Origin of the sequence: Caulobacter sp., assembly GCF_049283275.1 — a bacterium.
Classification (GTDB): domain Bacteria; phylum Pseudomonadota; class Alphaproteobacteria; order Caulobacterales; family Caulobacteraceae; genus Caulobacter.
Genome location: NZ_JBAPVS010000079.1, coordinates 1 through 7,950 on the forward strand (window position 1 = coordinate 1; position 7,950 = coordinate 7,950).

Consider the following 7,950-nt stretch of genomic DNA (forward strand, 5'->3'; position numbering starts at 1 on the left):
GTCGTGTGGATCGCGTCCTGGTCCTGCGCCTCGAGCGCCCCCAGGCGAGCCGGGTCGAACGTTTCGGACAGGAAATCGGACGGGGTCATGAACTTCTCCAGCGGACGCATCGCAGCTTGGAGGATGACAATATGGGGCGCCAAGCGCTAGAAGCGCCGCCTACCTTTCACATCGCAGATCAGAGAAGAGCCCTCCGAATGGCCGGCCACTCGAAATTCAAGAACATCATGCACCGCAAGGGCCGCGCCGACGCCGCGCGTTCCAAGCTGTTCTCCAAGCTGTCGCGGGAAATCACCGTGGCGGCCAAGGCGGGCTTGCCCGACCCGAACATGAACCCGCGCCTGCGCCTGGCCGTCAACAACGCCAAGGCCGAAAGCCTGCCCAAGGACGTCATCGACCGCGCGATCAAGAAGTCGCAGATGGGCGACGCGGCCGACTACGCCGAGATCCGCTACGAGGGCGTCGCCGCCGGCGGCGTCGGGATCATCGTCGAGGTGCTGACCGACAACCGCAACCGCGCCGCCGCCAATGTCCGCTCCTACTTCACCAAGATGGGCGGCAACATGGGGGCCACCGGCTCGGTGACCTTCAACTACGACCGCGTCGGCCAGGTCAGCTATCCGGCCAAGGCCGCCACCGAAGACGCCATGATGGAAGCCGCCATCGAGGCCGGCGCCGACGACGTGGTGTCGGACATGGACGAGGAGGGCGAGGGCCACACGGTCTACACCGCCTTCGAGGACCTCAACGAGGTGGCCGCCGCGCTGGAGGCCAAGTTCGGCCCGGCCAGCAACACCAAGATCGCCTGGCGCCCCAAGAGCCAGGTCCCGGTCACCGGCGACGCCGTGGCCACCCTGATCAAGCTGCTCGACGCGCTCAACGAGGACGACGACGTCCAGGACGTCTACTCCAACGAAGAGATCAGCGACGAGGACGCCGCCAAGCTGGGCTAGTCCTTTTCCCTCTCCCACAAGGGGAGAGGGATTGCCGACCATTGAGCCGCTTCCGGCGCCCCGGCCGCCGGGCTATGCTGGCTCCATGCCGTTGCGCTTGCACATCGATACGGACTGCGGCGTCGATGACGCCCTGGCCCTGGCCATGCTGGCGCGCTCGCGCGATGCGGTGGAGATCGTTTCGGTCTCGGCGGTGTTCGGCAACACCTATGTCGACCAGGCCGCCGCCAACGCCCGGGGCGTGCTGCGTCTGGCGGGCTGTCCGGCCGAGGTCTATATCGGCGCCGGCTCGGGGGTGGCCAAGCGGCGCGTCGAGCGGATGCGGCCGGCCCACGGCGTCGACGGCCTGAACGGCGCGGGCTTCTCGCAACGCTGGAAACTGCCCGAGCTGGACCGGGGCCACGGCGGCAGCCTTTTGGCGTATCGCGCAAGGGCGCGGGTGACGGGATTGTTCCTGGGCCCTCTGACCAACCTGGCCCACGCCCTGCTGGAGGATCCCAGCGCCTTCCGCGACTGGCGGCCGACCGTCATGGCCGGGGCCTTCGGCGTCGAGGGCAAGGCCGCGGGCGGGGCCGACTTCAACAGCTGGAGCGACGCCGAGGCCCTGGCCCGGGTGCTGGAGCGCGGGGTGAAGCCGCGTCTGGTCCCGCTGGACATCAGCGCCCAGGTGAGCCTGACCGCCCAGGCCATGACCGAGGGTTCCGCGACCTGCGGCTCGCCGCTGTCGGCGCGGCTGAACAAGGCCATGGGGCCGTACATGGCCTTCCACCGGCGGGCCTGGGGCCTGGAGGCATCCTGCCACCCGCACGACGCGGTGGCCGCCGCCAGCCTGGTGGCCCCGTCACTGTTCGTCTTCGAGCCGGCGCGCCTGCGGGTGCTGACCGACGGCGCGCACCTGGGCCGCATCGAACGGATCGACGGCGAACCCAACGCCGAGCTTTGCGTGTCGGTCGATGCACCGGCCGTCGAAGCCCTGCTGCCGGCGCGGCTGTTTTGTGCGCCGGTGATGAGCCCGGCGTGAACCTCTTCATCCACTCATCCCGGCGAACGCCGGGACCCAAGCTGAACGTCAGGGCTAGCGCTTGCGCACGGGACGGCCGTGAACTTTCGGCCCGCTCGGCTTGGGTCCCGACTTTCGTCGGGATGAATGGAGGTGGGGGAGGGGCGGGTTTAAGCTTTCATTAGGCAAGTCTCGTGTTTTGCTCGTCGGCGCCCCACGCCTTTTCTTCGGGCGAAAACCGGGCGATGGTGCGAGAACACATGATGAACGCGAATCGCATCCCGATCCGAATCCTGGGGCTCGACCCCGGCCTGCGCCGCACCGGCTGGGGCGTGGTCAGCGTCGAGGGCTCGCGCATGAGCCACGTCGCCCACGGGGTGATCGTTCCCGACGAGAAGGCCGATTTCGCCTCGCGCCTGCTGCACCTGTTTGAGGGCATCTGCGCGGTGATCGAGGCGCACAAGCCCGACGAGGCGGCGGTCGAGGAGGTGTTCCTCAACACCAACGCCCAGTCGACCCTGAAGCTGGGCCACGCCCGCGCCGCCGCCCTGATCGCCCCCGCGCGCGCGGGATTGCTGGTGGCCGAATATTCGACGCGCCTGGTCAAGAAGGCCGTAGTCGGCACCGGGGCGGCCGACAAGGCCCAGATCGGCTTCATGATCGCCCGCCTGCTGCCGACGGCCGGCAAGACCACGGCCGACTGCGCCGACGCCCTGGCCGTCGCCATCACCCACGCCAACCTGCGCGTCGCCAACCGGAGAGTGGCATGATTGGGCGTCTTCGAGGGGCCGTCGCCGAGATCGGCGAAGAAGAGGCCCTGATCGACGTGATGGGCGTGGGCTATGTCGTGCGTTGCGGGTCGCGGACCCTGCAGCGCCTGCCGGCCCTGGGCGAAGAGGCCCTGCTGCACATCGAGAGCCAGTGGAGCGAGAGCGCCGGCCTGCGGCTGTACGGCTTCGGGTCTCGCGAGGATCGCCGGGCGTTCGTGCTGCTGCAGGCCATCCAGGGCGTGGGCCCCAAGGCGGCCATGGCGGTGCTGGACGTGCTGTCGCCGGCCGAGCTGGCCAGCGCGGTGGCGCGCGAGGACAAGGCCGCCGTGGGCCGGGCCTCGGGCGTCGGCCCCAAGCTGGCGCTGCGCATCGTCACCGAGCTGAAGGACAAGCCGATCACCGACGGGCCGGTGCTGATGACCGCCCCGACGTCGTCTTCGGCCGCTCCGGCCAAGCCGGCCCCGACCGGCGACGCCGTGGCGGCGCTGATGGGCCTGGGCGTGGCCGAGGTCAACGCGCGGCGGGTGGTCGAGGCCGCGGCTTCCAAGCTCGGCGAGGAAGCGACGGTCCAGGCGCTGATCAAGGCGGGTTTGCAGGAGTTGGGGCGGTGAGCGGGCGGCTTCAAAGCCCTTCCCCCTTGATGGGGGAAGGGAGAAGGTTTCGCCATGACCCGCATCATCTCCGGCGAAGCCCAGCACGGCGAGCAGATCCCCGGCGCCAGCGACCGCGCCATGCGTCCGCAGACCCTGGCCGAGTTCGTCGGCCAGGAGCAGGCCAAGGGCAATCTGCGCATCTTCATCGAGGCGGCCAAGGGTCGGGGCGAGGCCCTGGACCATGTGCTGCTGTTCGGCCCGCCCGGCCTGGGCAAGACCACCCTGGCCCAGATCGTCGCCCGCGAACTGGGCGTGAACTTCCGCGCCACCTCCGGTCCGGTGCTGAACAAGGCCGGCGACCTGGCGGCGATCCTGACCAATCTGGAAGCCAACGACGTCCTGTTCATCGACGAGATCCACCGCCTGCCCTCGACCGTGGAGGAGATCCTCTATCCGGCCATGGAGGACCATGTGCTGGACCTGGTGATCGGCGAGGGGCCCTCGGCGCGCTCGATCCGCATCGATCTGGCGCCGTTCACCCTGGTGGCGGCGACGACCCGGGCCGGCATGCTGGCCACGCCCCTGCGCGACCGTTTCGGCATTCCGATCCGCCTGGAGTTCTACACCCCGGCCGAACTGCGCCATGTGCTGCTGCACGCCGCCCGCAAGATGGGAACGCCGCTGTCGGACGACGGCGCCGACGAGATCGCCAAGCGGGCCCGGGGCACGCCGCGCGTCGCCGGCCGCCTGCTGCGCCGGGTCCGCGACTTCGCCGCCGCCGACGGGGCGTCGATCATCGACCGCAAGGCCGCGGGCCTGGCCCTGGCGAGACTTGAGGTGGACGAATCCGGATTGGATTCCCTGGACCGCCGCTACCTGCGCGCCATGATCGACAACTATGGCGGCGGCCCGGTCGGCGTGGAGACCATCGCCTACGCCATCGCCGAGGCCCGCGACGCGGTCGAGGACGTGATCGAGCCCTATCTGATGCAGCAGGGCTTCATCCAGCGCACCCCGCGCGGCCGCATGGCCTGCGGCAAGGCCTATCTGCACCTGGGCCTGACCGAACCGACGACGGCGCCGAAGATCGTGCAGGGCGGGCTGTTCGGGGAGGAGGCCTAATGAAGGCCGCTACCTGTTTATAGGGATATTATAAAGTTTATCGCAAAGACGCTATAAATGGATAAACTCCCTATATGAACCCGCTGGACAACCCCTTTGCCCCCGGTGCGGGCGCTCCGCCGCCAGCCTTGGCTGGGCGTCAGGCGCTGCTCGACCAGGCGGCTCTGACCCTGGGGCGGATCCGTCGTGGCCGGTCGGCCAAGAGCTTGATGATCGTCGGACTGCGCGGGGTGGGAAAGACGGTTTTGCTCAACCGCATCCAGGCCTTGGCTGAAGACGAGGGCTATCTGGCCGAACTGTTGGAGGCTCCGGAAAACAAGAGCCTTCCTGCGCTGATGGCGCCTGCCCTCCGCGCCCTGGTGCTGAAGCTCGATCGCGGCGAACGCATCAGCCAAGCGGCCCGCAAGGCGTTTCGGGCTCTGCGCGGCTTCGCCGGCGCCATCAAGCTGAAGTACAACGACATCGAGATCAGCCTGGACGGCGAGACCGAGCCAGGGGTGGCCGACAGCGGCGACCTCGAGACCGATCTGGCCGATCTGCTGATCGCCGTGGGCGAGGCGGCTCGCGATCGCGACACCGCCGTGGCTCTGATTATCGACGAGCTGCAGTATCTGAGCGAGGTCGAGATGAGCGCCTTGATCGTGGCGGTTCACAAGGTCAGCCAGAAGCAGTTGCCCGTCACCCTGATCGGCGCGGGCTTGCCTCAGCTGGTCGGGCTGAGCGGGCGATCGAAATCCTATGCCGAGCGCCTGTTCGATTTTCCACGCGTGGGCCAATTGCCGGCCGTAGACGCCCGGCGGGCGCTCAGTGAGCCGGTGGAAGGCGAGGGCGTGGCCTTCACCGATGAGGCCCTGGACGAGATCGTCCGCGTCACCGAAGGCTATCCCTATTTTCTGCAGGAGTGGGGCTATCACGCCTGGCTGGCGGCAAAGACCTCGCCGATCACCTTGAGCGACGTGAAGGCCGCGACCCCGACCGCGATCGAACGGCTGGATCAGAGCTTTTTCCGAGTCCGCTTCGACCGCCTCACGCCAATCGAAAAGCGCTACCTGCGAGCCATGGCCGACCTAGGACCCGGCCCACATCGTTCGGGCGATATCGCCGCGCGGCTGGGCGTGAAGGTGACCAGCACCGGTCCGGTTCGCGCCAGCCTGATCGGCAAGGGCATGATCTATAGCCCGGGCCACGGCGACACGGCCTTCACCGTGCCTCTGTTCGACCAGTTCATGCGCCGCGCCATGCCCTTCCAGGATCAGCCATGACCCAGATCCCCCACCCCACCGCCGGTGTCTTCGACGGCCGCGAGCACCAGCTGCCCGTGCGCATCTATTACGAGGACACCGACTTCTCCGGCATCGTCTATCACGCCAACTACCTGCGCTATTTCGAGCGGGGGCGGAGCGATTTCTTCCGGATGATCGGGATCTCGCACACCGCCCTGCACGCGGCCGACACCGCCTTCGCGATCGTCCGCATGGAGCTGGACTTCAAGCGGGCCGCCCGTATCGACGACGCCCTGCTGGTGCGCACCACCTACGACCGGGTCAAGGGCCCGCGGCTGTTCGTCAGCCAGCGGATCACCCGCGGTGAGGAGCTGATCGCCCAGGCGGCCGGCGAGGCCGTCTGCATCACCCTGGACGGCCGGCCCCGCAAGCCGACGGCGCAGATGCTGGCCCAGATGGCGCCCTGGCTGGAGCCGACGTCTTAGTCGCCAAGACGCCCCCTCCGTCGGCTTCGCCGCCTCCTCCCCCGTTTTACGGCGGAGGAGAAGGACCTCGTATCAACCTCACCCGCATCGCGGGGAAGGTGGCGCGATGCGGATACGCATCGTGACGGAGGGGGCGTCCTACGCAGCATCAACAAAAACCCGCGCCCTGGCCGATCGTCATAGTTTCACCATGGCCCCGCTTCATGTCAGTAAGGCGCAACGGAACCCCGGAAGGTGCGCTATCAACCTTCCACGATCTTGACGCCCCAACGGAGCTGACCCCGCATGGACGCCGCCGCAGGCCCCCAGAGCTTTTCCTTTATTTCGCTGTTCCTGCAGGCCGATTGGGTGGTCAAGGCGGTGATGGTCGGGTTGATCCTGGCCTCGTTGGGCTCGTGGGCGGTGATCATCGACAAGCTGTTTCGCTTCTCGTCGCTGAACAGCGCGGCCAACCGATTCGAGGATCAGGTCAGCTCGGGCCAGGGGCTGGAGGAGGTCGCGGCCCAGGCCGGCGCCAATCCGCGCCACCCGCTGCCGCGCATGCTGCAACTGGCCCTGAAGGAATGGCGCGACGCCAAGGCCAAGGGTCCGGTGAGCGAGGCCCAGGCCGCGTTCCTGGTCCAGCGCATCGACCGCATGACCGACACCCTGATCTCGCGCGAGACCGGCAAGGCCGAGGACGGCCTGGGCAGCCTGGCCATCGTGGCCACCGCCAGCCCGTTCATCGGCCTGTTCGGCACGGTCTGGGGCATCATGCACGCCTTTCAGAACATCGCGATGTCGAAGAACACCTCGCTGGCCGTGGTCGCCCCGTCGATCGCCGAGGCCCTGTTCGCCACCGCCATCGGCCTGATCGCCGCCATTCCGGCCTATATCGCCTACAACAAGTTCTCGACCGACGCGGGCAAGTTCGCCGATCGCCTGGGCAACTTCGCCGACGACCTGTCGACGGCCATCCAGCGCCGCCTGAGCGAGCGGGTCTGACCCCATGGCCATGTCCGCCAACGACGCCTTCGCCACCGGCGGCCGTCGCGGCCGTCGTCGCGGTCGCCGCCGGGGCAAGGGCGCCCTGTCCGAGATCAATGTCACCCCGCTGGTCGACGTGATGCTGGTGCTGCTGATCATCTTCATGATCAGCGCCCCGCTGCTGACCGCCGGCGTGCCGCTGGAGCTGCCCAAGACCGAGGCCGCCGCCCTGCAGAACCAGCAGGAGCCGATCACGGTGTCGATCAAGGCCGACGGCGCGGTGTTCATCGGCGAGGGCGAGGTTCCCTTCAACGAGCTTGCGCCCCGCATCAGCGCCGTCGCCGGCGAAGGCTACGACAAGCCGATCTTCGTGCGCGCCGACGGCAAGGCGAACTACGCCACGGTCGCCCAGGTGATGGCGGCGCTGTCCAACGCCGGCTTCGCCAAGATCAACCTGCTGACCGACACCGGCGGCCCGTCGTCGGGCGCGGTCGCCAACGACCAGGGCGGTTCGGACGCGGACGCCTTGCGTCCGGCGCAGTGAGGTGACCGCGCGGTGAGCCCTCGCGAGAACAAGATCAATTTCTCTCCCGCCCTGGCGGGGTCGCTCGGTCTGCACCTGCTGGTGGTGGCCGCGATCCTGATCGGGCCGTGGAAGCCGTCCAAGCCGGTGATCATCGGCGAAAGCGTGCCGGTGACCATCGTCACCGAGGGGCCGACCAACGTGCGGCCCGCCATCCAGGACGCCGTCGACCAGACCGCCCAGACCGAGGAGCCGACCCCCGAGGCCGAGCCGCAGCCGCCCGCGCCCGTGCCCGCTCCGGTCCCGACCCCGGCC

Annotated in this window: 9 protein-coding genes and 1 pseudogene; all 10 read left to right on the forward strand. The window is 68.5% G+C overall.

Annotation, left to right across the window (positions count from 1 at the left end; genetic code table 11):
- Nucleotides 1-197 precede the first annotated feature (197 nt).
- Nucleotides 198-953, forward strand: a complete 756-nt coding sequence (locus WAL33_RS03955) for a YebC/PmpR family DNA-binding transcriptional regulator (protein ID WP_422178703.1) — start codon at nucleotides 198-200, stop codon at nucleotides 951-953.
- Nucleotides 954-1,038: 85 nt separating this feature from the next.
- Entirely contained in the window at nucleotides 1,039-1,974 is a 936-nt protein-coding gene (locus WAL33_RS03960) for a nucleoside hydrolase (RefSeq protein ID WP_422178705.1), read from the forward strand.
- Between the two features lie 227 nt (nucleotides 1,975-2,201).
- Nucleotides 2,202-2,723, forward strand: a complete 522-nt coding sequence (gene ruvC, locus WAL33_RS03965) for a crossover junction endodeoxyribonuclease RuvC (protein WP_422178719.1) — start codon at nucleotides 2,202-2,204, stop codon at nucleotides 2,721-2,723.
- Nucleotides 2,720-3,334: a Holliday junction branch migration protein RuvA gene (ruvA, locus tag WAL33_RS03970; protein ID WP_422178707.1), complete on the forward strand. Its 615-nt coding sequence runs from the start codon at nucleotides 2,720-2,722 to the stop codon at nucleotides 3,332-3,334. The genes ruvC and ruvA overlap by 4 nt, the downstream gene beginning before the upstream one ends.
- A gap of 54 nt (nucleotides 3,335-3,388) precedes the next feature.
- Nucleotides 3,389-4,438, forward strand: a complete 1,050-nt coding sequence (gene ruvB, locus WAL33_RS03975; RefSeq protein ID WP_422178709.1) for a Holliday junction branch migration DNA helicase RuvB — start codon at nucleotides 3,389-3,391, stop codon at nucleotides 4,436-4,438.
- 74 nt (nucleotides 4,439-4,512) lie between these two features.
- Complete coding sequence (locus WAL33_RS03980) at nucleotides 4,513-5,700, forward strand: ATP-binding protein (RefSeq protein WP_422178711.1); 1,188 nt, start codon at nucleotides 4,513-4,515, stop codon at nucleotides 5,698-5,700.
- A complete protein-coding gene (locus WAL33_RS03985) occupies nucleotides 5,697-6,146 on the forward strand; it encodes a YbgC/FadM family acyl-CoA thioesterase (protein ID WP_422178713.1) in 450 nt (149 codons plus the stop codon). The genes WAL33_RS03980 and WAL33_RS03985 overlap by 4 nt, the downstream gene beginning before the upstream one ends.
- 285 nt (nucleotides 6,147-6,431) lie before the next feature.
- Nucleotides 6,432-7,130 (forward strand): protein TolQ, encoded by a 699-nt coding sequence (gene tolQ, locus WAL33_RS03990; RefSeq protein ID WP_422178715.1) that lies wholly within the window; start codon nucleotides 6,432-6,434, stop codon nucleotides 7,128-7,130.
- Nucleotides 7,131-7,134: 4 nt separating this feature from the next.
- On the forward strand, nucleotides 7,135-7,656 hold the full coding sequence (locus tag WAL33_RS03995) for an ExbD/TolR family protein (RefSeq protein ID WP_422178717.1): 522 nt from the start codon (nucleotides 7,135-7,137) through the stop codon (nucleotides 7,654-7,656).
- Nucleotides 7,657-7,668: 12 nt separating this feature from the next.
- Nucleotides 7,669-7,950 (forward strand): annotated as a pseudogene (locus WAL33_RS04000) (energy transducer TonB); the annotation flags it as partial.